This window comes from Lactiplantibacillus modestisalitolerans (assembly GCF_005405425.1).
Lineage (GTDB): Bacteria > Bacillota > Bacilli > Lactobacillales > Lactobacillaceae > Lactiplantibacillus > Lactiplantibacillus modestisalitolerans.
The window spans coordinates 44456-69537 of the sequence record NZ_BJEA01000015.1 but is presented as its reverse complement, the minus strand read 5'-3'; the positions used below and the strand labels follow the sequence as shown (position 1 = coordinate 69537).

General features: G+C 50.7%; 21 protein-coding genes. 20 read left to right on the top strand and 1 reads right to left on the bottom strand.

The genetic code is table 11. From position 1 onward, the window contains the following. The first annotated feature begins 327 nt into the window (after positions 1 to 327). The 20 genes from FFM79_RS09635 to lepA all read left to right on the top strand — a co-directional run bounded on the left by FFM79_RS09635 (position 328) and on the right by lepA (position 23329). The gene (locus FFM79_RS09635; RefSeq protein ID WP_137643268.1) at positions 328 to 1788 is read left to right on the top strand and encodes an MFS transporter; all 1461 of its coding nucleotides are present in this window, start codon (positions 328 to 330) and stop codon (positions 1786 to 1788) included. Further along, on the top strand, positions 1781 to 2950 hold the full coding sequence (aroC, locus tag FFM79_RS09630) for a chorismate synthase (protein ID WP_137643267.1): 1170 nt from the start codon (positions 1781 to 1783) through the stop codon (positions 2948 to 2950). The genes FFM79_RS09635 and aroC overlap by 8 nt, the downstream gene beginning before the upstream one ends. A gap of 1 nt (position 2951) precedes the next feature. Further along, complete coding sequence (locus tag FFM79_RS09625; protein ID WP_137643266.1) at positions 2952 to 3500, top strand: amino acid biosynthesis protein; 549 nt, start codon at positions 2952 to 2954, stop codon at positions 3498 to 3500. Continuing rightward, a complete protein-coding gene (gene aroA, locus FFM79_RS09620) occupies positions 3500 to 4819 on the top strand; it encodes a 3-phosphoshikimate 1-carboxyvinyltransferase (protein ID WP_137643265.1) in 1320 nt (439 codons plus the stop codon). The genes FFM79_RS09625 and aroA overlap by 1 nt, the downstream gene beginning before the upstream one ends. Then, the gene (locus FFM79_RS09615; RefSeq protein WP_137643264.1) at positions 4813 to 5910 is read left to right on the top strand and encodes a prephenate dehydrogenase; all 1098 of its coding nucleotides are present in this window, start codon (positions 4813 to 4815) and stop codon (positions 5908 to 5910) included. The genes aroA and FFM79_RS09615 overlap by 7 nt, the downstream gene beginning before the upstream one ends. 4 nt (positions 5911 to 5914) lie before the next feature. Further along, positions 5915 to 6424 carry a shikimate kinase gene (locus FFM79_RS09610; protein ID WP_137643263.1) on the top strand — a complete coding sequence of 170 codons (510 nt, stop codon included), beginning with the start codon at positions 5915 to 5917 and terminating at the stop codon, positions 6422 to 6424. A gap of 828 nt (positions 6425 to 7252) precedes the next feature. Then, positions 7253 to 8188, top strand: coding sequence for a tRNA pseudouridine(55) synthase TruB (gene truB, locus FFM79_RS09605; protein WP_137643262.1), 936 nt, complete (start codon positions 7253 to 7255; stop codon positions 8186 to 8188). A 13-nt stretch (positions 8189 to 8201) separates the two neighbouring features. After that, positions 8202 to 9206 carry a riboflavin biosynthesis protein RibF gene (gene ribF, locus FFM79_RS09600; protein ID WP_137643261.1) on the top strand — a complete coding sequence of 335 codons (1005 nt, stop codon included), beginning with the start codon at positions 8202 to 8204 and terminating at the stop codon, positions 9204 to 9206. Continuing rightward, positions 9206 to 9919, top strand: coding sequence for an acetolactate decarboxylase (gene budA / locus FFM79_RS09595; protein ID WP_137643260.1), 714 nt, complete (start codon positions 9206 to 9208; stop codon positions 9917 to 9919). Before ribF ends, budA begins: the two co-directional genes overlap by 1 nt. Positions 9920 to 10259: 340 nt before the next feature. Continuing rightward, positions 10260 to 11303, top strand: a complete 1044-nt coding sequence (hrcA, locus tag FFM79_RS09590; protein ID WP_137643259.1) for a heat-inducible transcriptional repressor HrcA — start codon at positions 10260 to 10262, stop codon at positions 11301 to 11303. Positions 11304 to 11323: 20 nt separating this feature from the next. After that, entirely contained in the window at positions 11324 to 11929 is a 606-nt protein-coding gene (gene grpE / locus FFM79_RS09585; protein WP_137643258.1) for a nucleotide exchange factor GrpE, read from the top strand. Between the two features lie 39 nt (positions 11930 to 11968). Then, positions 11969 to 13837 carry a molecular chaperone DnaK gene (gene dnaK, locus FFM79_RS09580; RefSeq protein ID WP_137643257.1) on the top strand — a complete coding sequence of 623 codons (1869 nt, stop codon included), beginning with the start codon at positions 11969 to 11971 and terminating at the stop codon, positions 13835 to 13837. Positions 13838 to 13937: 100 nt separating this feature from the next. Continuing rightward, positions 13938 to 15083 (top strand): molecular chaperone DnaJ, encoded by a 1146-nt coding sequence (dnaJ, locus tag FFM79_RS09575; protein WP_137643256.1) that lies wholly within the window; start codon positions 13938 to 13940, stop codon positions 15081 to 15083. Between the two features lie 577 nt (positions 15084 to 15660). Further along, entirely contained in the window at positions 15661 to 16815 is a 1155-nt protein-coding gene (locus FFM79_RS09570) for a serine hydrolase domain-containing protein (protein ID WP_137643255.1), read from the top strand. A gap of 12 nt (positions 16816 to 16827) precedes the next feature. Then, positions 16828 to 16977 (top strand): teichoic acid D-Ala incorporation-associated protein DltX, encoded by a 150-nt coding sequence (locus FFM79_RS09565; RefSeq protein WP_137643254.1) that lies wholly within the window; start codon positions 16828 to 16830, stop codon positions 16975 to 16977. A 30-nt stretch (positions 16978 to 17007) separates the two neighbouring features. Then, a complete protein-coding gene (gene dltA / locus FFM79_RS09560; protein ID WP_137643253.1) occupies positions 17008 to 18534 on the top strand; it encodes a D-alanine--poly(phosphoribitol) ligase subunit DltA in 1527 nt (508 codons plus the stop codon). Beyond that, positions 18531 to 19745 carry a D-alanyl-lipoteichoic acid biosynthesis protein DltB gene (gene dltB / locus FFM79_RS09555; RefSeq protein ID WP_137643252.1) on the top strand — a complete coding sequence of 405 codons (1215 nt, stop codon included), beginning with the start codon at positions 18531 to 18533 and terminating at the stop codon, positions 19743 to 19745. Before dltA ends, dltB begins: the two co-directional genes overlap by 4 nt. A gap of 26 nt (positions 19746 to 19771) precedes the next feature. Then, complete coding sequence (dltC, locus tag FFM79_RS09550) at positions 19772 to 20008, top strand: D-alanine--poly(phosphoribitol) ligase subunit DltC (RefSeq protein WP_170177436.1); 237 nt, start codon at positions 19772 to 19774, stop codon at positions 20006 to 20008. Continuing rightward, positions 20005 to 21294, top strand: a complete 1290-nt coding sequence (gene dltD, locus FFM79_RS09545; RefSeq protein ID WP_137643250.1) for a D-alanyl-lipoteichoic acid biosynthesis protein DltD — start codon at positions 20005 to 20007, stop codon at positions 21292 to 21294. Before dltC ends, dltD begins: the two co-directional genes overlap by 4 nt. Positions 21295 to 21493: 199 nt before the next feature. Continuing rightward, on the top strand, positions 21494 to 23329 hold the full coding sequence (gene lepA / locus FFM79_RS09540) for a translation elongation factor 4 (RefSeq protein ID WP_137643249.1): 1836 nt from the start codon (positions 21494 to 21496) through the stop codon (positions 23327 to 23329). A 315-nt stretch (positions 23330 to 23644) separates the two neighbouring features. Here lepA and FFM79_RS09535 read toward each other — a convergent pair whose 3' ends face one another. Then, the gene (locus FFM79_RS09535; RefSeq protein ID WP_137643248.1) at positions 23645 to 24832 is read right to left on the bottom strand and encodes a DNA/RNA non-specific endonuclease; all 1188 of its coding nucleotides are present in this window, start codon (positions 24830 to 24832) and stop codon (positions 23645 to 23647) included. Between the last annotated feature and the right edge of the window lie 250 nt (positions 24833 to 25082).

Genomic DNA, 25082 nt, shown 5'->3' with positions numbered 1-25082 from the left:
AATAAGTGTTGACGGATTAAAATGAGAATGCTTTAATATAACTATTCAATTCAACGGAAAGGAACGATAATTATGACTCAGGGACTACCAATCAATGCGTATTATTTTGGCTTAGTTTACTTTAGGTAGCGTCCGGATCTTTAGATGCGGACGGCACACACGTCCGTGTCTAAGGTTAGCGAAGTCATTTTTGTCTTAGCCAGCTAGACACGTTTGGGAGTCTAGCTGAAATTCAATCACGTTAATGACGTCTTAATGTGAGCCAGCTAGATTCTCAGAATCTAGCTGGCTTTTTTTCGTTAAATTTTAGTTGAAGGGGTCTTGACGATGAATCGAAAAATGCTTTCTGGCAGTCTTTACCTAAACTACTTTATTCACGGTTTGGGCTTAATTATTTTAACGCAAAACATGCAGGCGCTCAGTCACCACTGGCAAACGCCACTAGCTACGGTTTCTTACGTAGTTTCAGGAATTGGGATTGGCCGGTTAATGGCTTACTTTATCTTGGGGAACCTTTCGGACCGCTTTGGTCGGCGCCTATTCGTCAACCTGGGCATGTTGAGCTACCTCGTTTTCTTCCTGGCGATGCCGTTTGTAACGAATATTCAATTAGCGTACGGGTTAGCCATCTTAGCGGGAATTGCAAATTCCGCGCTGGATTCAGGCACGTATACGACGTTCATGGAAATGGGGGGCAACGCGGGTGCGGCTAACGTTTTCTTGAAAGCGTGCATGTCGGCCGGTGAGTTCTTGCTGCCCCTCCTAATCGCACTTCTGGATCAACGACAGTGGTGGTACGGTTGGTCATTCTTGATAGCAGCAGCCATTCTCGTGATTAACTTTGTTTGGTTAAACCGGCAGACCTTTCCAACCCGAAATCAGGGGTCGGCGCAAGTCGTTGAGCAGCGGGCGCAATTACCCCGGGGACGGCGGCTAGTTGCTTCGATTGGCTTAGCTGGCTACGGCTACACGTCGATGGCCCTAATGATTCTTTACACCCAGTGGATTAGCTTGTTCGTGACGCGGACGTTTGGGTTCCACCAAGTCCTCGCCCATTTATTGTTATCACTTTACAGCGTTGGTTCTATCAGCGGCGTGCTGATCATTTTTATCTTACTACGGCGTGGGATTGCGGAGACCAAATTACTTATCGGAATGAACGGTGGTGCGTTGGCGGCGCTGCTAATCGTCAGTTACAGTGCGGTTAGCTGGTTATCAATGGCGGCGGCGTTAGCCTTTGGCTTCTGTGCAGCCGGGGGCATCATGCAAGTCGGATTGAACCTGTTCATTAAGCTCCATCCGCGTATTAAGGGGGGCGTTACCGGGTTGTATTTTACCTTTGGGAGTTTGGCGTCCTTCACGGTTCCGCTGATTACGGGGTGGCTGTCACAACAGAGCGTGGCAACGGCAATGCGCTTCGACCTGGTCATTGGATTGGCTGGTTTGATGCTTGTTAGCTTGGTGACCTGGGCGCTCCGACCGGTAAAAAAGACGCAAACCGCGCCCACGTTAGCGACCCAACGCCAGCGGATTAATCAAATCGATGCTCAAATTGTGACGTTACTAAACGATCGTTTTGAAACGGTCAATGCGATTGGTCAGTTAAAGGCGCAAACCCACCAACCAGTGCTCGATTCAAAGCGCGAGGCGGCGGTGTTGGCACAAGTGGCAACGACTAGTCGGCAGACGGGCCACACGCCGTACTTACAGGCAATTTTTCAAGCAATTATGACGAATTCGCGGGCTTACCAAGTTCGCTTGACAAGAAAGGATGAAACGAATGATTGATTACGTGACGGCCGGGGAATCCCACGGTCCAGAATTAACGGGAATTTTAAGTGGCTTTCCAGCGGGGGTCGCCATTGACGTAGACGCTCTGAACGCAACGCTGGCGGCGCGCCAAGGAGGCTTTGGGCGGGGCAACCGTCAGCAGATTGAACACGATCAGGTCAAAATCACCGGCGGGTTGCGCCACGGCGTTACGCTGGGGTCACCACTGGCGCTGACGATTACCAATCGCGATCACGCACACTGGTCAGCGGTAATGGATCCGACGAGTCCCGCCACGACAGCGAATACGCTCCGACAAGTGACCCGCCCGCGTCCCGGGCACGCGGACCTCGTTGGCGGGATGAAGTATGGCCAGCGCGATCTACGGAACGTACTGGAACGGTCTTCAGCCAGAGAAACGGCGATGCGAGTCGCGATTGGAGCCCTCTGTAAGCAACTATTAGCGCAGTTGGACGTGCACCTGATTGGCTACGTTTGTCAGATTGGCGCAACGAAACTCACCGAACCGACCGGTTTAACGGTCGCTGAATTAGCAGCGCGGGTTGGCGACAACGACTTACGGATTGCGGATGCGCGGCAGCTGCCCGCACTTCACGACCTAATTTCAGCGACCAAGCGCGCCGGCGACACCCTCGGCGGGGTGGTGCGGGTCGTTGCCGAAAACGTGCCGGCGGGACTAGGAAGTTACACCAGCTGGTCAACGAAGCTTGATGGTCAGTTAGCGGCCGCGGTCATGGGGGTCAACGCGATCAAGGGAGTCGAAATTGGCGACGGTTTTACCGCGGCGGCCAATCCTGGTAGCCGGGTCATGGACGCCATTGATTGGTCCGCTGATACGGGCTGGTCGCGACTGAGCAACCATCTTGGGGGCTTTGAAGGTGGAATGACGAACGGTATGCCAATCGTTTTACAAGCGGCGATGAAGCCAATTCCGACGCTGTACAAGCCGCTTCAAAGCGTTGACGTGGTGACCAAGGAAAAACGGAAGGCCAGTATTGAACGCTCGGATACGACCGCGATTGTGCCCGCGTCACTGGTGGTGGAAAGTGTCGTGGCCATTGAACTGGCGCGGGCGGTTACGGCAACTTTTGACGGCAGTCAGTTGACCCGGTTGCAAGCCCAACTCACGGCTTACCGGGAAGAACTCCGGCGGTATTAAGATGCGAATCCACACGCTGGGACCGCAAATGACGGACAGCTACGCGGCGGCCCGGGCGTATCAGCGCCACCATCCGCAACTGGCCGTGACGATCAGCGGGCACCTGAGTTTTGAGCAACTATTTGCGACGCTGGCGCGCTACCCCAATGAGTACGTCCTGGTCCCCGCGGCGTTTAAGTCCGAACAGCTAGATGCCAGCTGGGGCGACCTCCACTACGCGTTATTGGCGCAACTGACACTGTGTCATAGTTTCATTACCGCGTTAGATCCACTCGTCGTCGTGGCCCGGCGTCACCCGGATAATCAGATTGGTTACACCCACGCAGCTACCGCCCAATTGCTACAACGGACGGTGCGCGCGGTCAGCGTCCAGACTTGCGCGAGTAAGTACTTGGCGTATCAAGCGTACCAACAAAATCAGGCGGCTTACGTCTTGACGAATGAACGAAACGTGACGCTCACGGCTGACGAGCGGTTGGTGAAACGTTTCACACCCAAAATGGTCTGGTGTTTATACCGGATTAATTCAATTGGAGAGGAAATTAGTTAATGAAAATTATGTTAAATCAACGCCCGCAAGGCGGGCTTCACGGGACCTTACAAGTTCCGGGGGATAAGAGTTTGTCGCACCGTGGCCTAATTTTAGGGGCAATCAGTACCGGGACGACCACGTTGCGGCGCTTTCTACCGGCGGCTGATTGTCTGGCCACCTTAACGGCTCTGCAAGCCTTGGGGGTCCCGATTAAACGCCAGGGCACAACGGTGACGGTCACGGGCGTTGGCTTGCGGGGCTTGCGACCGGCCAGTGCGGCGTTAGACTTGAAAAATGCTGGCACGGCTACCCGGCTCCTAACCGGATTGTTGGCGGGGCAGGCGTTTGATAGTCGCTTGATTGGCGACGCTTCGTTGAGTCGGCGACCCATGGCACGTGTGCAGGCGCCGCTTGCAAAGTTCGGCGCGCGGGTTCAAACGACGAGCGGGCACTTACCCCTCACCATTCACGGGCGTCAGTTGCACGCCGCGCAGGTCAGGATGACGGTTGCCAGTGCTCAGGTTAAAAGCGCGCTGATTTTAGCGGCCCTTCAAGCGCCGACTGCTAGTACCATCGTTGAAAAGCAGCCAACTCGCGACCATACGGAACGTTTACTTCGCCAGTTTGGCGGGCGGATTACGACCGCTCCGGATCAGCGCACGATCGTCGTTGATCCGGGGGCGCAATTGCATGGGTGTGACGTGACCATTCCGGGGGATCCCTCCTCGGCAGCGTTTTGGTTGGCGGCCGCCACGATTGTGCCGAAGTCCCGACTACGGCTGACTAACGTGGGCTTAAACCCGACCCGCTTAGGTTTTCTCCGGATTTTGAAACGGATGGGTGGGCGGGTGACCGTGACCCCGCATACCAGCGCCACGACTACGGCGGAGCCGGTCGGGGACCTGCTCGTTAGTTCTGCTGAATTAACCCCCGTGCAACTAACGGCGGCGGACATTCCGGCGGTGATCGATGAACTTCCACTGGTCGCGTTATTAGCTGCGACGGCCAACGGTGTGAGCACCATCCGCGGTGCGGCGGAACTCCGGTTTAAGGAAACGGATCGGATTGCGACCATCGTCACGGAACTCCGAAAATTGGGGGTGGCGGTGACTCCGCTAGCAGATGGGCTAATTATTGATGGGCGGCAAACGTGGCAACGACCAACCACGGCGTTTGATAGCCATGGTGACCATCGCATTGGCATGATGATGGCGGTCGCGGCGTTACGCTTACCGGCACCGGTCGCATTAGTGGGGGCGCAGGCTTGGGAAATTTCCTACCCGGCGTTTTTAACGGATTTACAAACGGTTTGTCGGGAGCGGGTGAACGCATGGTAACGGTGGTTATTAAGGGGTTGGGGTTGATTGGGAGCTCGCTGGCTCGCGCTGTGAAGCAAGCCGACCCGCGAACCCACGTGATTGGGGTTGACGTAGACCCGGCCAGTTTAGGGTGGGCGCGTCAGCACCGCGTCGTTAATGAAGTGCATCGCGATTTCTCAGATTGCGTTTCGCAAGCAGATTTTATTATTTTAGCGGGTCCGGTCAACGTTATTCAAGCGGATTTAAAATGGCTCGCAACCGCTACCTTAAAACCCGGCGTCGTCGTGACCGACGTCGGGAGTACCAAGCGGGCCGTCATGGCGGCGGCGCTGCCGTTACAACGCCGCGGCGTGCCGTTCATTGGTGGGCACCCAATGGCCGGTTCGCACAAGGCGGGCGTCCAAGCGGGGCGCGCCGACCTCTTTGCCAACGCCTTCTATTTTCTGGTGCCGGGCCTGACCGCCACGCCCGCAGTACCGCGGCTACAACGGTTACTCAGCGCAACGCAGGTTAAATGGGTCACGGTAACGCCCCAACAACACGACCAACTGGTGGGCCAGTTGAGTCACTTACCCCACGTCGTCGCGGCTGCTTTAGTGAATGAAACGCAGACGGCCTTGGCGACGTCCCCCTTAGGTTTACGCCTGGCGGCCGGGGGCTTTAAAAGTATTACCCGGATTGCCAGTTCCGACCCGACGATGTGGACGGCGATTCTGGAGAGCAACGCCGACGTTTTAACCAGTCAATTGCAGGCTTATATTGACGCGCTTCGCGCCGCGCAACGGGCTTTGACGCGTCATGATCAGGCGGGCATTCACGCGCTTTTTGAACGGGCGAAGGTCACCCGCGACCGCTTGGGGCCCGCTCATCAGGGCCAATTACCTAATTTCTTTGACCTATTTTTGAATATTCCCGACCAGGTCGGCGCAATCGCAGCCGTGACGCACCAGTTGGCCAAGGCGCACCTGAACGTTGTTAACCTGCATTTATTAGAAGTTCGCGAAGACGTCGACGGGGTCTTACAGTTAACCTTTAGTGATGCAGCGAGTCGCATGCGGGCGGTTGAAGTTTTAACGGCTGCCGGGTTGCAAATTATTCGAAAGGACTGAGCAAATGCAAGCAGTTTTAATTGGATTTATGGGGTGCGGTAAAACGACGGTTGGTCGCGCGCTAGCAACTGAGCTTCGAACCGAACACGCCGATTTAGATGAGTTGATCGTTGCTGAAGCGGGGCGCCCGATTACGACGATCTTTGCCGATTCGGGGGAAGCCACTTTTCGGCGACTGGAGCGTGAAACGCTACGTCAAACCTTGGCACGGACTGGCGTGTTATCGACGGGCGGTGGGACCGCCGTTTCGGCGGCGAATGCCGAACTACTCGCGGCTAGTCGGGTACCGGTCATTTGGCTGACGGCTTCGGATCAGACAACGCTAGCGCGGGTTCAAAATGATGCCCAAAGGCCGTTAGTCAACCAGCTTGACGTTGAAGGGCTATTGGCACTTAAGCATCAGCGGGCCCCGCGGTACGAACAAGCTGCGGACTTAGTAGTCGCAACCGACCAGCGCACGCCCGTGCAAATCGTTAGCCAGATTGCCCAGTGGTTAGCACTACGAACGGAATAAAGATTAGAGCGTGTGCCAAAAGCCGGCTGACGTGTGGGGCACGTTTCGGCTATTAGTGTTTGGAGATAAGCAAACGCGGTGATGCTTACGCTCGCAGTATTTTATTCTTAGCCGTTCGTAACATGATTCGCCGACAAAAAGCGGCTTCCAACCTTATTGTTGATTACTATTATCAATTAAAAAAGGACCTCATTCCAAATAGGATAAGGTCGCAGTGGTGGCTTGCATGCATAAGACGGTCAAATGGCTGTTAAGCATGGTGAAGACCAGCCAAGGGTCTGGCTACTCATACCACGGACTCGCAGTCCAATCAGGTTCACACCTTATAATTTAATTTTAGCAGTCTCCCAATGATTGATGTTTCCAATTTCAATCATTGGGAGCCACTGTTTAGTTGACACTCATTTAGCCGTGAGGGCGGTCCTAAAGTGGCTCAGTGGTGTCGTTTGCGTTAGTCGGGGTTGTTTCCCGACTTACCCAAAGACCGAGCTTTAAGACAAGTGGGTTGCTTGGCTTAAAGTCGTGTCCACCACGTTCCAGCCGCTTTAGGACCAACCGGTAAGGCGACAAGTTTTCACTATCCGGGCTTGACTAATCGTAGGAAGGGGCTGTGACTAATGTCACGGACCCCTTTTTGGGTTCTAAATGACAATGGCCGCAACGGGTCTAAAAGTAGCGGGGAGCTTACCCGCTAGTTTGAATTTGGAACGTAATTGACGCATAATGGATAATGCGCTTACAAAGCGGACAATGTGGTATACTGAAAAAAGTTTATGAATTTACGCTGAATTCGCGGGTTAACAACACTTAACGTGCGGTTCGGTATCAATGAGAGGTGCCCTTTTGAACGGAATTTTACCATTATATAAGCCACGTGGCATGACCAGTTTTGATTGCGTGGCTAAGATTCGCAAATTATACCAAACCCGCAAGGTGGGTCACTCGGGGACGCTCGATCCGAACGTCGACGGGGTGTTACCAATTTGTATCGGTAATGCAACCAAGGTCGTTCAATTTTTGGTGGCTTCGGGCAAGCAGTACCAGGGGAGCATTACCCTGGGCTTTGCCACGACGACCGAAGACCTCGATGGTGACACGGTTGAACAAGCCGCAATAACGCGCCCCTTTACAACGGCGGAAATTGACGCGGGGTTGGCGGCACTGACGGGGGCGATTACGCAGATTCCGCCGATGTTTTCCGCGGTCAAAGTTAATGGTCGGCGCCTATACGACTACGCGCGTCATGGTGAGACGGTTGAGCGGCCGCAACGCCATGTCACGATTACATCTTTTATCCAGCGACAAGCCGCCACCTACGATCCACAGCGGCAAACGCAAACCATCTACTTTACGGTTGCTTGCAGTAAGGGGACCTACGTCCGTACGTTAGCGGTGGACCTTGGCAAGCAACTCGGGGTGCCCGCGGTTATGAGTGACTTGACCCGCTTGAAAAGCGGGGGCTTCACGCTCGCTGACACCGTGACGTTTGAGGAAATTGAAGCGCACGTTGCGGCGCAAACTGAAGCCGACTTGTTGGCGCCGATTGATCGGGCGCTGACCCAATATCCGCAGGTCACGCTGACGGATGCGCAGTGGGCGAAAGTGAAGAACGGGGTTTGGTTGACTAAGGACGAAGGCCAACAGGCTGCCCCGGACGAAAACACGGTGCTTGCGCTCGTTTATCAAAATAGCATAAAATGTTTATACAGTTACCGACCAAACGAACAACGGTACAAACCGCTGAAAATGTTTGCGGTTAATTAAGGAGTTTTTGTTCATGCAGGTGATAAATTTAACTTATCCGGTGTCCGCTAATCAAATTCCGAACGTACCGGTTGTGCTGGCACTCGGCTTTTTTGACGGCGTTCATCGCGGTCACCAGCGGGTCGTTGCGGCGGCCCGCAAAATTGCGACTGATCGCCAGGCCAAGCTGGCTGTAATGACCTTTGATCGGCACCCATCGGTCGTTTTCCAACACGCTGATCCGGACCACGTGCGTTATTTAACGACGGTCGCCCAAAAAACGGCGCTGATGGCCGAACTTGGCGTAGATTATCTGTACGTGTTGCAATTTGACGCGACGGTTGGCGCCCTAGCACCCCAAGCGTTTGTTGATCAATTGATTGTCGGACTACGGGCCCAGACGGTCGTTGCTGGTTTTGACTATACTTACGGTCCCGCTGAAATTGCAAATATGCGTTTGTTGGGTGGGTATGCCAAGGGCCGTTTTGAGGTCGTCGAGGTGCCTAAAGCGGAATTGGATGCCCAAAAAATTAGTTCGACGCGGATTCGGCGGGCGTTGGACGCTGGCGACGTTGATCAGGCTAACGCGCTATTGGGTTATCAATATGAAACGGCCGGCCGGGTCGTTCACGGTGAGGCCCGTGGTCGCACGCTGGGGTTTCCAACCGCCAACGTTGCGCATAGTGACAATACCCGGGTCCCTGGAATCGGGATTTACGCGACCATGGTTCAAGTGGCCGGTCAATGGGTTATGGGAATGGCGTCGGTGGGGCGCAACGTGACGTTTGGCGATCACCGACCAATTACGGTTGAAATTTACTTATTAGACTTTAAAGCAGATATTTATGGTCAGGCGTTAACTATTCGGTGGGGCCACCGGATGCGGGGCGAAATCAAGTTTGACGGGGCGGCGGGACTGGTTACCCAGTTAAAACACGATGAACAAGCGACCCGGGATTACTATCAGGCCCACCCGTTTCGGGCCCAACCACGGTTAACAACACCAACCGGACGATTAACGAAAACGGAGGGATTCTAATGGCGGCAACGGGAACAATTTTTCAACACGGAACGCTTGGCTTACTCGTACCCGGATTATTTGACGGGACGATTACGGCCGGAGCGCTGTTAAAGCACGGGGATACTGGAATCGGAACGCTGGCTGGTTTGGATGGCGAAGTCATTATTATTGATGGACACGCTTATCAAGCCCGTGAGGATGGTCAAATTCGTGAAATCGCGGCTGACGAGACGCTTCCATTTGCGTCGGTGCACTTTGAGAAACCGGATATTAGTGATCAGCTCCAAGCACTAAGTCAGGCGGATTTTGAAACGCAAGTTGTTCGCGATTACCGTTTAACCAACGTGTTTGCGGCAATCCGGATTGACGGACATTTTAAACACATTAAGACCCGGGTGGCGCCGCGGCAACAACCGCCTTATAAAACGTTGGTCGAAGCGACCTCAACGCAACCCGAATTTAGTGGTGATGACGTAGATGGCACGATTGTTGGCTACTATGCGCCGCACCTGTTTCAAGGCGCAACAGTGGGGGGCTTTCACCTCCATTTCCTAAGTGCGGATCATCAATTAGGTGGCCACTTATTGGGGTTTGAAATTGCGAAGGCGACCTTGAAAGTTCAGCACTTTGCCGATTTTCACGTCCATTTACCAATTGATAACGAAGCGTATTTACAAGAACAATTTGATAACCAAACGATTGATCACGCCATCAATAAGGCGGAACGTTAATTGTTGACCGGGGACCAGGCTACGGCGGGGCCCCTTTTTTTGCACAGCGTGGGCGGGGGCTTTAACTGCCGCGCTTGCGCCTGCGATCCAAGACTGGCGAACTGCTCGGTTGCACTCAGCCAATAATGGGTGTATATTAGCACTCGAAAGCTCGGAGTGCTAATTAAGCGCTTCGGCTTAAAACGCCCGTGTTAATGCTAATCAGGAGCAGGACTTAGTCGGTGTGGCGAGTTTAATGAGTCGTTTAAAAATACTTTGTCCTTCCTTGACTTTCACAGGGCGGATTGGTATATTAGTAATTGTGTTAGCACTCCATTAAGACAAGTGCTAAAAAGAGGTGATGATCACGTTAACTGAACGACAACGCCTAATTTTAAAGGCAATTGTCCGTGACTATACCGAAGGCGGTAATCCCGTTGGTTCCAAGTCGTTAGTGCAAGAACTCCCGGTAAAGGTTAGTTCCGCAACGATTCGTAATGAAATGGTTCGACTGGAAGACTTGGGGTTAATCGTCAAAACGCATTTATCATCAGGTCGGATTCCGTCAATCAAGGGGTATCGATACTACGTTGATCATATCCTCAAGCCTGAAAAGGTGGATGGACGGGACCTGCAAGTCATTCAACATTCATTAGGTGGCGAATTTCATAAAATTGATGAGATCGTTGCGCAGTCGGCCGATATTTTGTCACAATTGACGAGCTATACGACCTTTACGTTGCGACCAGAATTGAAAGATAGTCGCTTGAGTGGGTTTCGGCTGGTTCCATTAGGCAACCACCAGGTGATGGCAATTCTAGTGACGAATAATGGTGACGTGGAGAATCAAACCTTCACGATTCCCAACGATTTAACGGGTGATGAACTGGAACCAGTGGTTCGCTTCATTGATGACCAGTTAGTTGGCCTGCCGTTACAAGACGTCCTTCAGCAACTTCAACGGGAAATCCCGTTAAAGTTGGCAAAGTATCTCCAAAATCCAGATGGATTTTTAGATATTTTTGGAAGTGTACTGTCCAAGGCAGCTTCGGAGCGGTTCTTTGTGGGGGGCAAGTTAAACTTGTTCAACTACACGGCGCAACAAAATCCGAAAACGCTCCAATCGTTGTATTCGTTGCTAGACCAAACCGATAACTTGGCCAACGTGATTGGCCCACCTGGCCAGCGCATCCAAGTGCGAATTGGTAACGAAATCACTAATGATTTGTTGAAGGATTACAGCTTGATTACCGCTACGTACGACGTTGATCGCCACGGAAAGGGTATGATTGCCATTCTGGGGCCGACCGCCATGCCGTACTCACGGATGATCGGGTTAATGGGCGCGTTCCAACGCGAACTTGCCCGTAAATTATTAGACTATTACCGGTACTTTGACGAGTAACGGACGGGGAGATGAAAACATTGGCAAAAAAATCAACGAGTGAAACGGCTAGCGAAACTGCGCAAAGCAGTGCCGCAGCTGAATCAGCAACGAGCCAATCAGAAGCAACTGCTAAGGCCGCTGCTAGTGATACAACCAGTGCGGCGGATCAAACCAGCCAAACTGATCCACGCGATGAACAAATTGAGCAATTAAAGCAACAATTGGACCAACAAGGCGACCAATTGTTACGGGCTCAAGCTGAAATCGTTAATATGCAAAACCGGAACAAAAAGGAACAAGCCGCAATCATCAAATACGACGGCCAGTCCTTAGCGAAGGATGTCTTACCGGTTTTGGATAACTTGGAACGCGCGCTGGCAACCGAAGCAGATGATGCCGCCGCTCAACAACTCAAAAAAGGTGTTGAGATGGTTTATGGGCACCTGCAAGACGCGTTAAAGAAGCACGAAATAACGGAAGTGCCAGCCGCTGGTGAGAAGTTTGATCCAAATATTCATCAGGCTGTCCAAACCGTGCCCGCTGACGATGATCATCCGGCTGATACGGTGGTACAAGTTCTTCAAAAGGGGTACTTGTTCAAGGACCGGACGTTACGCGCCGCAATGGTAATTGTTGCACAGTAATTAACAAAAATAATAAATTCAAAAGAGGTTTGTTTATTTATGGCAAGTAATAAAATTATTGGGATTGACCTTGGGACGACGAACTCTGCGGTTGCCGTTCTAGATGGTAACGAACCTAAAATTATCACAACGCCTGAAGGTGGCCGGACGGTCCCATCAGTTGTTGCGTTTAAAGACGGTGAAACACAAGTTGGTGAAGTTGCCAAGCGGCAAGCCATCACTAACCCGAACACGGTTGCTTCGATTAAGCGCCACATGGGTGAAGCGGGTTACAAAGTTAACGTTGATGGCAAGGACTACACGCCACAACAAATTTCTGCGATGATCTTACAATACATCAAGGGCTTTGCTGAAGACTACTTAGGCGATACGGTTGAAAAGGCCGTTGTAACCGTTCCGGCATACTTTAACGATGCCCAACGGCAAGCAACTAAGGATGCTGGTAAGATTGCTGGTCTGCATATCGAACGGATCATCAACGAACCGACTGCCGCAGCCTTAGCTTATGGGCTTGACAAAACTGATAAAGATGAAAAGATCTTAGTTTATGACCTTGGTGGTGGGACCTTTGATGTTTCCATCCTTGAATTAGGCGACGGGGTCTTTGAAGTCTTATCAACCAACGGTGATACCCAACTTGGTGGGGATGACTTTGACCAAAAGATTATCGACTGGTTAGTTGACGGTTTTAAAGCCGATAACGGCATCGATTTATCTAAGGATAAGATGGCCTTACAACGGTTAAAAGATGCCGCTGAAAAGGCTAAGAAGGACTTATCCGGGGTTTCAGAAGCGCAAATCAGCTTACCATTTATTTCAGCTGGCGCGAATGGCCCATTACACTTGGAAACTACGTTATCACGGGCGAAGTTCAACGAATTGACGGAAGACTTAGTTGAAAAGACCCGGATTCCAGTTGAGAATGCGTTGAAGGATGCTAAGCTTTCTGCTAACGACTTAGACGTTGTTATCTTAAACGGTGGGTCCACCCGGATTCCAGCCGTTCAAGAAGCCGTTGAAAAGTGGACGGGTAAGGAATCCAACCACTCAATTAACCCTGATGAAGCGGTTGCCTTAGGGGCCGCGGTTCAAGGTGGGGTTATTACCGGTGACGTTAAGGACGTTGTCTTGCTTGACGTAACGCCGCTTTCCCTTGGGATTGAAACCATGGGGGGCGTCTTCACGAAGTTAATCGATCGGAACACGACGATTCCTACCAGCAAGTCACAAGTCTTCAGTACGGCCGCTGATAATCAACCAGCCGTTGATATCCACGTCTTACAAGGTGAACGTCCAATGGCTGCCGATAATAAGACCTTAGGCCGGTTCCAATTAACGGATATTCCAGCCGCACCACGGGGGGTTCCTCAAATCGAAGTTAAGTTCGATATCGATAAGAACGGGATCGTTAACGTTTCTGCGAAGGATATGGGAACTAACAAGGAACAAAAGATTACCATCAAGAGTTCATCGGGTCTTTCTGATGAAGAAATTGATCAAATGGTCAAGGAAGCTAAGAAAAACGAAGACGCCGATAAGAAGCGTAAGGAAGAAGTTGACTTGAAGAACGAAGTTGACCAATTAATCTTTACGACTGATAAGACGTTGAAGGAACTCGATGGCAAAGTTTCCGAAGACGAAGTTAAGAAGGCTAAGGATGCGCGTGATGCGTTGAAGAAGGCCCAAGACGATAACAACGTTGACGAAATGAAGGCTAAGAAGGACGACTTGAACAAGATCGTGCAAGACTTGTCCGTCAAGCTTTATCAACAAGCTCAACAAGCACAAGGGAGCCAAGCTGGCGCCGCTGATAGTGCTGCTGGGAATGCTGATCAAGGCAAGGCTGGCGACGATAACACGGTTGACGGTGATTTTGAAGACCTTGACAAGGATAAGGACAACAAGTAATTACCGGTAAAACAAAAAGGCCAGGGCCGCGCGGTCTTGGCCTTTTTGCGTGAAATATGCTAATATGAGTGAGACTTTAATGGATCATTAGGAGGTTACAATGGCAGAACAAGACTTATATAAGGTTCTGGGTGTTGAAAAGGATGCCAGTCAGGACGAAATCAAACGGGCTTATCGCAAGCTCTCAAAAAAGTACCATCCTGATTTAAACCACGAACCTGGTGCGGAAGCGAAGTTTAAAGCTGTCAACGAGGCGTATGAAACGTTAGGTGATCCGCAAAAGCGGGCTCAGTACGATCAGTTCGGCGCTGCTGGTGGCCAGCAACAAGGCTTCGGCGGTGGTGCCGGCGGCTTTGGCGGTCAAGGCTTCGGTGGCTTTGGCGGCGGTGGTGGTTTTGATGATATCTTTAGTCAGTTCTTTGGTGGCGGCGGTGGCGGTGCCCGGCGAAATCCGAGTGCCCCCCAACAAGGTCGCGACTTACAATATGAAATGACTTTGAAGTTTGAAGACGCCATTTTTGGTAAGAAGACTAACATCACTTATAACCGTGAAGAACAATGTGAAACCTGTGACGGTTCTGGGGCTAAACCCGGGACGTCGCCCGTTACTTGTTCAAAATGTCACGGTAGCGGCTACGTTCAAGTTCAGACGAACACACCACTTGGTCGGATGATGAGTCAACAAGTTTGTGACGTTTGTCATGGTACGGGTAAGGAAATCAAGGAAAAATGCCCAACTTGTGGTGGCTCTGGTCATACCGAACAAAGTCATTCAATCAAGGTCACGGTACCAGCCGGAGTTGAAGAAGGCCAGCAAATGCGGCTTCAAAACCAAGGCGAGGCCGGTGTTAACGGCGGCCCTTACGGGGATCTGTTCATTATTTTCCGAGTTGAACCAAGCAAGGACTTCGAACGTGACGGGGCGACGATCTACTTCAAGTTGCCGATCGACTTTGTTCAAGCGGCCCTGGGTGATGAAGTTGAAGTGAAGACGGTTCACGGGGACGTTAAGTTAAAAATTCCCGCAGGAACGCAAACCGGTACGACTTTCCGGCTTCGTGGTAAGGGTGCGCCCCGGCTACGAGGAAACGGAAATGGTGACGAACGCGTCACCGTCTCAATCGAAACGCCAACCCACCTGAATAAGGCGCAAAAAGACGCATTACAAAACTTTGCGAAGGCCAGTGGGAAGTCGGTTTCGGGCAACGGTAAGAGCTCGTTATTCGATAAGCTGCGCGGCGTTTAAATTTTTAAATGAATTGACGGCGGAATAGCCGTGGAGAAGGCGTGTAATCAGCGATGATTGCACGCTTTTTTTGCGCTTAAAATGGTTGGCTTAGAATAAGGCTCGAATTTGAGATTGCGGGTGGGGGTTCCCGTGAGCTTAAATCGATGCCCGCAGTGTTCCAGCCAACCGGTTACACCCGCTGCTGGCGGCACTAGTAACGTCAATTAGTACGGGGGACCTGCGAACCCCCAAGCGACCTTGCCGCATTCGGCCAGCAATGTAAACTAAAGGCGACGATTAATTAATTCACTTTTTTGACAACGGCTTTTTTTGAAAACTGTTTCGCTATGTTACCAATCCCTAAATTGCCAGTGCTAGAATTAGTCGAGGTGATGAGGAAGCCGCTAAATGGGGGTTAGCGACGATTATGTTACAAAATCGTTACGAAACCGCAATCAGCTAAACGAATAGGTAGGGATTTGTTCTTTTTAGGTTCATTACCGGCGTTAGCGGGTCAACTTGCTAAAATTAGTCTTGAACAGAACGGGCAAGTTTCCCGACGTGTTCCGGAAAAAAACGATGGGAAGTTGGACGGTTGAAACGCAATCAAAAAATATTACTCATAATTTTAGGCCTGTTGGTTATTGTGGAGGGCGGTTGGGGCGCTTATCAGTGGCACCACCGCCACACTAGTTCGCCGCAGTCGTCGGCGATGCGTCACTTGCAAAAGCGGACCCAGTCGCGGACGACGAAGCAGACGGCCTTCACAAAAACCAAGGATGAGTTGCCTGCGGTTACGCGCCTTTTGCACCAGCAACGGTTTGTGGGAACGGCTTTGATTGTTGACCACGGCCGGGTCGTTTACCAGCGGGGCTTTGGTTATGCGGACCAGGCCCGCCAGGTGCATAACGGGCCCCGGTCACGCTTTCAAATTTTGTCGATTCAAAAATCGCTGACGGCGGTGGGCATCATGCAACTAGTCCAACAAGGACGTGTTAAATTGAGTGATCCGGTTTCCAAATATTATCCGCAACTGAAGCACGGGCGGCAGACGACGCTCCGGCAAATGCTGGATATGACGACGGGGTTTCGGTTGAACCGCGGTGCTGACCAACCTGCCAGTGAGGCTCAGGTCGTTGATTACGCGGTGCGCCACGTCAGCTATAATCCGGCTAAGGACGGTGTCAACAATTATTCTTCCGTTAATTTCTTATTATTAGCTGGGATTATTCGGCAGGTTAGTGGTAAGTCGTACCGCCACTTCTTCGATCGGCAGATCATTCAGCGGTGCGGCTTAACGGCCAGCGGCTTTGTCGTGGATGGTTTGGCACCGCACGCCACGGTTGGCTACCGACCGGCAGATGCGACGGACGTGGCACCAACCTATCAACAGCGGATGCCTGAAACGAAGGCCCAAATGGCTAACGAGCTCGGAACTGGTCAAACGTACATGAGCGCAAGCGATTTATTTACCGTGGAGCGGGCGATTTTGCGGGGAAAAGTGGTTTCTAAGCCTAACGTGGCCATTCTCCATACCCGCACCGCGACCGGTGAATATGGCGGGGGTGTTTATAACATTAGTAATGGTATCCGTTCGCACGGCGTCGGGTACGGCTACGAAGCTGATATCCACCTTTCGCCGGATGGCAACACTGGCGTTGTGCTACTTAGCAACTATTACCGCAAAAACGCAAGCATTGAAAAAGCAGCCGGAATCTTGTTTGACCGGCTCTTAGCGGGTGAATTATAAGGAGGTGAGAGCATGCTTGCAAAGCTTAAACACTGGTTTCAACGACCGGTGGTTCAATTTGTTGCACTAACCATTTTTTATTTTGCGGTCATGCTGGCACTGGTGTACTTGTATGGCTATAGCGGGATTAACCAAGCGAAATTTATTTACAATGAATTCTAATAGTGAAGGTCACATTTGGGGGGAAGATCGATGGTCACAAACTTAATTGAAACAATTGACGATTACGCTCGCACGCAACCTGAACAAGTCGTTTACGACGTTCAGGGCGTACGGCATACGTATGCGCAGTTAAAGGCGTATTCGGATGCGTTGGCGGCCCATTTAGACGCGTTAGCACTACCAGAAAAGGCGCCAATCATGGTTTTTGGTGGGCAAACGTTTGAAATGATTGCAACTTTTTTAGGGATTGTTAAGGCGGGACGCGCGTACATTCCAATTGATACGCATTCGCCAAACGACCGCATTACGATGATTAATCAGATTGCAAAACCAGCTGCGATGATTGCGGTTGAAAATTTACCGGTGGGGGTTGGCACGACGCCGGTCATTACGCCGGACCAGTTAGCCGCCATCTTTAAGACGGAAACGGACTACCACGCGGACCACGCGGTTAGTGGCGATGACGATTACTACATCATCTTTACGTCGGGGACCACTGGTCAACCGAAGGGGGTTGAAATCAGCCACCGCAACTTACTGAGTTACGTGAACTGGATGTTAAGTGATGACTTTGGGTTACCTAAGCATCCCAACGCTTTATCCCAACCACCGTATTCGTTTGACTTGTCGGTCATGGATCTTTACCCGACGTTAGCACTAGGTGGAACGCTGTACGCATTACCTAAGGCGGTGACCGACGACTTTAAGCAACTCTTTAGTGCGTTACCGCAGTTACCAATCAACGTCTGGGTGTCCACGCCGTCCTTCATGGATATTTGCTTACTAGAACCGAAGTTTGACGCAGCCCACTTACCGGCGTTGACCCATTTTCTGTTCTGCGGTGAGGAGCTGACCCATAAAACGGCGGCAACGTTGAAGCAACGCTTTCCACAAGCCCGGATCTTTAACACTTATGGTCCAACCGAGACGTGCGTGGCCGTAACGCAGATTGAGTTGACGGACGCCGCCTTAAAGCAATATGATCGGTTGCCAATTGGTTACGTTAAGGCGGATACCCAAATGTTCGTTGTGGATGAAAAGGGCCAACCGCTCCCGGCAGATACCGAGGGTGAATTAATTATCGCCGGTCCGAGTGTGTCCAAGGGGTACCTGAATAACCCCCAAAAGACCGCTAGCGCCTTTTTTGAGTGGCAGGGGCAGCCGGCTTACCATACTGGGGATGTCGGTACGATGACTGCGGACGGTTTATTCCGTTACCGCGGGCGGGTCGATTTTCAAATTAAGATGCACGGTTACCGAATCGAACTGGAAGAAGTTAACCACTACTTGGCACAGCAAGCGCAAATTGAACAAGCAGTGGCGGTGCCGAAGTATGACAAGAATCACAAAGTGACGCAGATGATTGCTTACGTCGTCCCTAAGCCCAATGATTTTAAGAGCGACTTTGCGTTGACGACTGCCATTAAAAAGGACCTTCAAGGAATGATGATGGAATACATGATTCCACAACGGTTTATTTACCAACAGCAGTTACCAAGAACCGCTAACGGTAAGATTGACGTTAAATCGATCATTAAAGAGGTCAATCCCGAATGATGTCCTTTGATCCGTATGGGAACCCGACCTACTTCATTTTACTTTTCGTGGCGTTACTGCCACTAATGATTGGCCTGTTGTACGGTCGGCGTTCACACGTCTACGAAACCATTATCTCGTTTGTCTTCTTACTGCTCACCTTTGGTGGGGTGAAGTGGCATACGGGAATCGCACTGATCTGTTACTTGGTTTATCAGATCGTCTTGGTGGGGCTATATTCCAAGTATCGCCAGCGACCGGATTCGCCCAATAAGGGCTGGGTTTTCGTCGTTAGCGTGATCTTAGCCATTGCGCCACTGGCCGTTGTTAAAATTACGCCCGCCGTTAGTCACGGTGCCAGTTCCATCATTGGGTTTTTAGGAATTTCCTACCTAACATTTAAGGTGGTTCAAACCATCATGGAGACCCGTGACGGCGTGATTACCGAGTTTCACCCGGTCTTATTCGGCCAGTTCTTACTCTTCTTCCCAACGATTTCTTCGGGACCGATTGACCGCTACCGGCGGTTTGTCAAGGACTACGAAAGTGTACCAACCAGGGAAAAGTACCTGGCGCTAGTTGAAAAAGGGGTCCGCTACGTCTTCTTAGGTTTCCTCTACAAATTTATTCTTGCTTACATTTTCGGTACCCGGATGTTACCAGTCGTTGAGCACGCGGCTTTACAGGCCCACGGCATTTCATGGGCGCTTCTTGGTGTCATGTACGTTTACAGTATGGACCTCTTTTTCGATTTTGCGGGCTATAGCCTGTTTGCGGTTGGGATTAGTTATTTAATGGGTGTGGAAACGCCAATGAACTTTAACCAGCCCTTTAAATCGAAAAACATTAAAGATTTCTGGAATCGGTGGCACATGACGCTGTCATTTTGGTTCCGCGATTTTATCTACATGCGGCTCGTCTTCTTCGTGATGAAGCACAAGGTGTTTAAAAGCCGAATCACAACCGCAAACGTCTGTTACGTGATCAACATGTTAATCATGGGATTCTGGCATGGCGAGACGTGGTACTACATTGTTTACGGGCTTTTCCACGGGTTTGCGATGGTAATCAATGACGCGTGGCTGCGCTACAAGAAGAAGCACCGGGCAAGCATTCCATCTAATAAATTCACGGAATACTTCGCGATTTTCTTAACGTTTAACGTTGTTTGTTTTAGTTTTTTAATTTTCTCAGGATTTTTAGACACGCTATTTTTTGCGGGTCGACCATAAAAACGATAATTAAGGGGTAATTGATCATGGATGAAACAAAATCAGCAGTTTTAGCAATTTTACAAGATTTGACGGGGGAAGACGTTTCCGCCAACATGGATGCGAACCTCTTCGACGAAGGGTTATTAGATTCAATGGGTTCCGTTCAATTATTATTGGAATTACAAAACCAACTGGGAATTGAAGTACCAGTTTCAGAATTTGAGCGTTCAGAATGGGAAACGCCCGCTAAAATCGTTGCCAAGGTTGAGAGCATGCAATGAAAATGGGGAAACGCCTGTTTAAGATTTTTGGGCCAATTGTTTTAGCGGCCGTCTTATTACTGGCCGCGTTACTCTCACCGTTCTCATTCGGCTTAAACCATGTTTCCAAAGAGACCGAGCAAAAGGCGGCCGTTTCCCTATCTGCAAACGTTTTAAAGGGGCGGCTCATTAAACGCCAGGCCCTCGATGATGGTTACGTCCCATTCTTTGGTTCTTCCGAATGGTCGCGGTTTGACCCGATGCATCCGTCGGTGTTGGCGCAAAAATATCACCGGGATTACCAGCCCTTCTTATTAGGTGCGCGGGGAACCCAGTCATTGACCCAGTACTTTGCGATGCAATCGGTCAAAAAACAACTGACCCATAAGAAAGCGGTTTTCGTAATTTCACCCCAATGGTTTGTTCCGAAGGGGACTCGCAAGGACGCTTTCGGTTACTACTACTCGCCACTCCAAACGACGGACTGGCTTCAAAGTGAACGTAACACGGCGATGGACCGGTACGCGGCCAAGCGGCTGCTCCAAATGCCGTCCGGCTCATCCGACCGGGTTTTAGCGGACGCTCTCGCCCGGGTGGCGGCCGGGTTTAAGCCGACTAAGTCCCAGCAAGCTTATATTAACTATAAAGCCCGGCTATTAGGGAGTGAGGACGAATTCTTTTCCCGGGTCGGCATTGCCGATAAAAATTTACGAAAAGTTGAGCACCAAACGCAAGCCTTACCAGCCAACTATAACTTTAATCAACTTGATCAGTTAGCGGGTAAGATTGGTAAGGCGAACACGACGTCGAATAGCTTGGAAATTAGTAATCAGTTTTGGCGGACCCAGCTTAAGCGGAACTACCACCGCTTACAGGGTTCCCAGACGCATTTGAATTACACGAAGTCACCCGAATTTTCGGATTTCCAACTCGTTTTAAACCAGTTTGCGAATAATCATACGGACGTACTGTTCATTATTCCACCAATCAATCAACGCTGGGCCGATTATACCGGTCTATCAATGAAGATGATTCAACAGTTTGACCGTAAGATTCGTTACCAGCTGACGAGTCAGGGCTTTACGAATATTTGTGACCTTTCGCGGCGCGGGAGTGAAGATTACTTCATGACCGATACGATTCACCTTGGTTGGCGGGGCTGGTTAGCCGTTGATCAAAAGGTGGCACCGTTCTTGAAGCAACCAAGTGCTGGCCAACTGCACTATGACTTGAACGATGCGTTCTATTCGAAGCAGTGGCAACAGCTTAATCCCAATGATATTCGCCGCTTTGAACAGAGTAATTAGGTGAACAAAAGAGAGTGTGCCAAAAGTCGGTTAATGCTCACCAGCTGACTTTTGGTACACGTTTCGGCTATTAACACGAGGCGATACACAAGAGGCTGTGACTAATGTCGCAGTCTCTTTTTGGCGCTTGAATTGAGATTCGGCCGTTAAGTTGGTATAATTGGAGAGATTAGGAATTAGGAAGAAAGTAGGAAAGTCAATGGATAAAGCGACTATGCAGGATCGACAACGACACATCCGGAATTTTTCGATTGTCGCCCACATTGATCATGGTAAATCAACCTTAGCGGATCGAATCTTGGAGTTAACGGATACGATTTCTAAGCGCGAAATGCAGGATCAAGTGCTCGACTCGATGGATTTGGAACGCGAACGTGGGATCACGATTAAATTGAATGCGGTTGAATTGAATTATCACGCCAAGGATGGCGAGACGTATATTTTTCATTTGATCGATACGCCGGGACACGTGGACTTCACGTACGAAGTGTCTCGGAGCCTAGCAGCGTGTGAGGGCGCCGTCCTCGTCGTTGATGCGGCTCAGGGGGTGGAAGCCCAAACGTTAGCGAACGTTTACCTGGCCATTGATGATGACCTGGAAATTGTGCCGGTCATTAACAAGATTGACTTACCGTCCGCTGAACCGGAAAAAGTTCGCAAGGAAATTGAAGATGACATTGGAATTGACGCCGAGAACGCGGTTTTAGCGTCCGCCAAGGCTGGTATTGGGATCGAAGAACTGTTGGAGCAGATTGTTCACCAAATTCCAGCACCGCAGGGCGACGTGGAGGCCCCCTTAAAAGCGTTGGTCTTTGATTCCGTCTACGATGATTACCGGGGCGTGGTCCTCAGTGTCCGGATTCACGAAGGTATCGTCAAGCCCGGTGACCGGATTCGCTTGATGAACAGCGGTAGTGAGTACGAAGTGACCGAAGTTGGGGTCAACTCGCCGAAACCGCTCCCCCGGGATTTCTTAATGGCTGGGGACGTGGGTTACATTACCGCTAGCATCAAGGATATTCAGGATACGCGGGTTGGTGATACGGTGACTAATGCGAAACGCCCAGCTGAAAAGCCGTTGGCGGGTTACCGCGAAATGAACCCGATGGTTTACGCGGGGATCTATCCAACCGATAATGCCAAGTTTACCGACTTGCGTGAAGCGTTGGAGAAGTTAAAATTAAACGATGCCGCCTTAGAATTTGAGCCAGAATCATCCCAGGCCCTAGGTTTTGGGTTTCGGTGTGGCTTTTTAGGCTTGCTTCACATGGACGTGGTTCAGGAACGGCTCGAACGGGAGTTCAATCTAGAACTGATCACGACCGCGCCGTCCGTTACGTATCACGTCTTGTTAACGGATGGAACCGAAAAGAAGGTTGAAAACCCGGCTGAAATGCCCGAAGCGTCATCCATTAAAGAAATTCGCGAACCGTACGTTAAAGCGCAGATCATGGTGCCTAACGATTACGTTGGGGCGGTCATGGAATTAGCACAGCGTAAGCGGGGCGAGTTCGATACGATGGAATACCTCGATAGTAACCGGGTCAACGTGGTGTACCACATTCCACTATCAGAAATTATCTTTGATTTCTTTGATAAGTTAAAGTCGAATACGCGCGGCTATGCGTCATTGGACTACGATTTGGACGGGTATCGGCCAAGTGACTTAGTTAAGATCGACATTTTACTGAACGGTGACCAAGTCGACGCGCTAAGTTTCATTGCGCACCGCGACTTTGCCCCGGCGCGTGGGCGTGAAATTGCTTCGAAACTGAAGAATATCATTCCCCGCCAAAACTTTGAAATTCCGGTGCAGGCGACGATTGGTTCTAAGGTCATCGCGCGAACCAACATTAAGGCTTACCGGAAGGACGTGACGGCCCACTTGTATGGTGGTGACTGGACGCGGCGGATGAAGTTATTGGAAAAGCAAAAAGCCGGAAAGAAACGAATGAAAGCCGTTGGTCGGGTGGAAATCCCACAAGAAGCCTTCATGGCAGTTTTGAAAACCGACGAGGAAGAAAAGCCGAATTGATAGGGTTCCGCGGAAGCGGAGCTCTTTTATTTTGGTGATTTGCCAACATTTTGCCAACATTGAGATTGAAATGTTGGTAAAATAGACACTTTTAGTGATTGTGTCTTCTAACTAAATTTATAAAAATTTTTCCTGTGTTCTAACTAAAAGACCAAAATATTTCGGCCAACCAGTGCGACTCACTACTGGCAAGAATTTCAATACCAACTGGTACGAAGCCCAAAAGATCCAGCCCGTCATTACTCTGCGGTCTGGATCTTCTAATTATCTTGATATGTGAGCCAAATGCTTAGTACCGTTAGCCCATTTTGAGCGTTAAGGTTGCGCGTATCCGTTGCCGCGCTTCGCCCGAGTAGCGCCGTCCTGTTCGGCTTGGGCCTGCGTTTTTAGCGCGTAATTTTGCGGGTTAGTGACCCGGGTGTAGTAGCGGTCGCTGTCTGAGACGAAGACCTTACCAGCCGGGGCGAGCGTCCACTTACCATCCGTTTGAAGGTCGCCAGCTTGCGTTTCCGTGCTACTTTGCGCCTGACTAGGCGCTTGGCTACTACTTGCAGCTTGGCTCGTCGCACTCGAAGCGGACGATGAACGTTCGTCACTTGCAGCAACGCCGTTACTCGTCTTAGTGTTCGTGGCGTTATCGTAGTTAATTTTGAATCCTTCAGCCGAATTAACCACGACCACTTCCATATCTAACGTATGGTCCGACGATTGAAAGTCAACCACCGATCCGCGGGGTACCGTTTCGTCACCGTGATAGAGCGGGGTTGTTTGGTAAGTAACGACGGCGTCCGTTTTAGGGTGGTTTTGCCAGTAGCGCTCAACTTGGCTTTCCGCGTAACGCATCCCCCCATTTTGGTCAGCACCAACGTTTTGGGGCCGGGTACCGGTCGTAAAATTGTTGGTGGATTCGTAGGAAGCTTTTCCGAGCAAGCTATCAGCGATTGAATGACTCTTATTGTATAAATAACCGTGGTAGGTGCGGCCGGTATAGCCGTAACTAATTGCAACGATTGGATTTTTAGCTGGCCAGCTATCTGGCGTGATGGGCGTTCCTTGGCGACTGCCGCGGGAGGCCTCGTATTGGCCGTACGTTAACATGGCCTTGGCCGTAGCCGGGCGGCCCTGCTTATCGGCGGTAAACCGGTATTGACCAGCGTGCAGGGTGGCCCCGGTAAACTTAGCGTAGCCGTTTTGCCAGTAATAATTACCCGTAGGACCAGCGGACGAGTTATTGGTTAATGAAACTAATTTGGTTAGTAGTTCGGTTTGGCTACTCGTGACCTTAGGCGCAGCGGCTGAGGAGGCGCTAGCCTGACTAGTCGAAGATTGGCTGGCCGAACTTGAAGTTTTCTGCGAGCTCGCCTTAGTGGACTTAGCCGTGCTAACTGCGCTCGTTTCTTCGTCGGTTGTTGAACTTGATTTGGTTGTTTCGTTGGACTGACCACAGGCACTCAGCGTTAAACTGAGGATGAGTGTGAGGCCCGCCAGCATTGGTTTTTTCATCGTTGATTCCTCCAGTGTACTTTTCCGCAAAAAGTGCTCATAACCGCCAACCCCCGAGTTGGCTAAGCACTGATTGTTAGGTTCATTACTAGAGTATTAGTTTTTACGATTAAAAGCAATTAGAAATTTCAAGTTGAGCGGGGATGGAAGCTCACTAACGCAAAAAAACGCGGCGCTTGGACAACGCCGCGTGGTCATTCAGGGATTTGGTTTCAAAACCGGATTTGCTGACCCGCGGGGGCCAGTACTA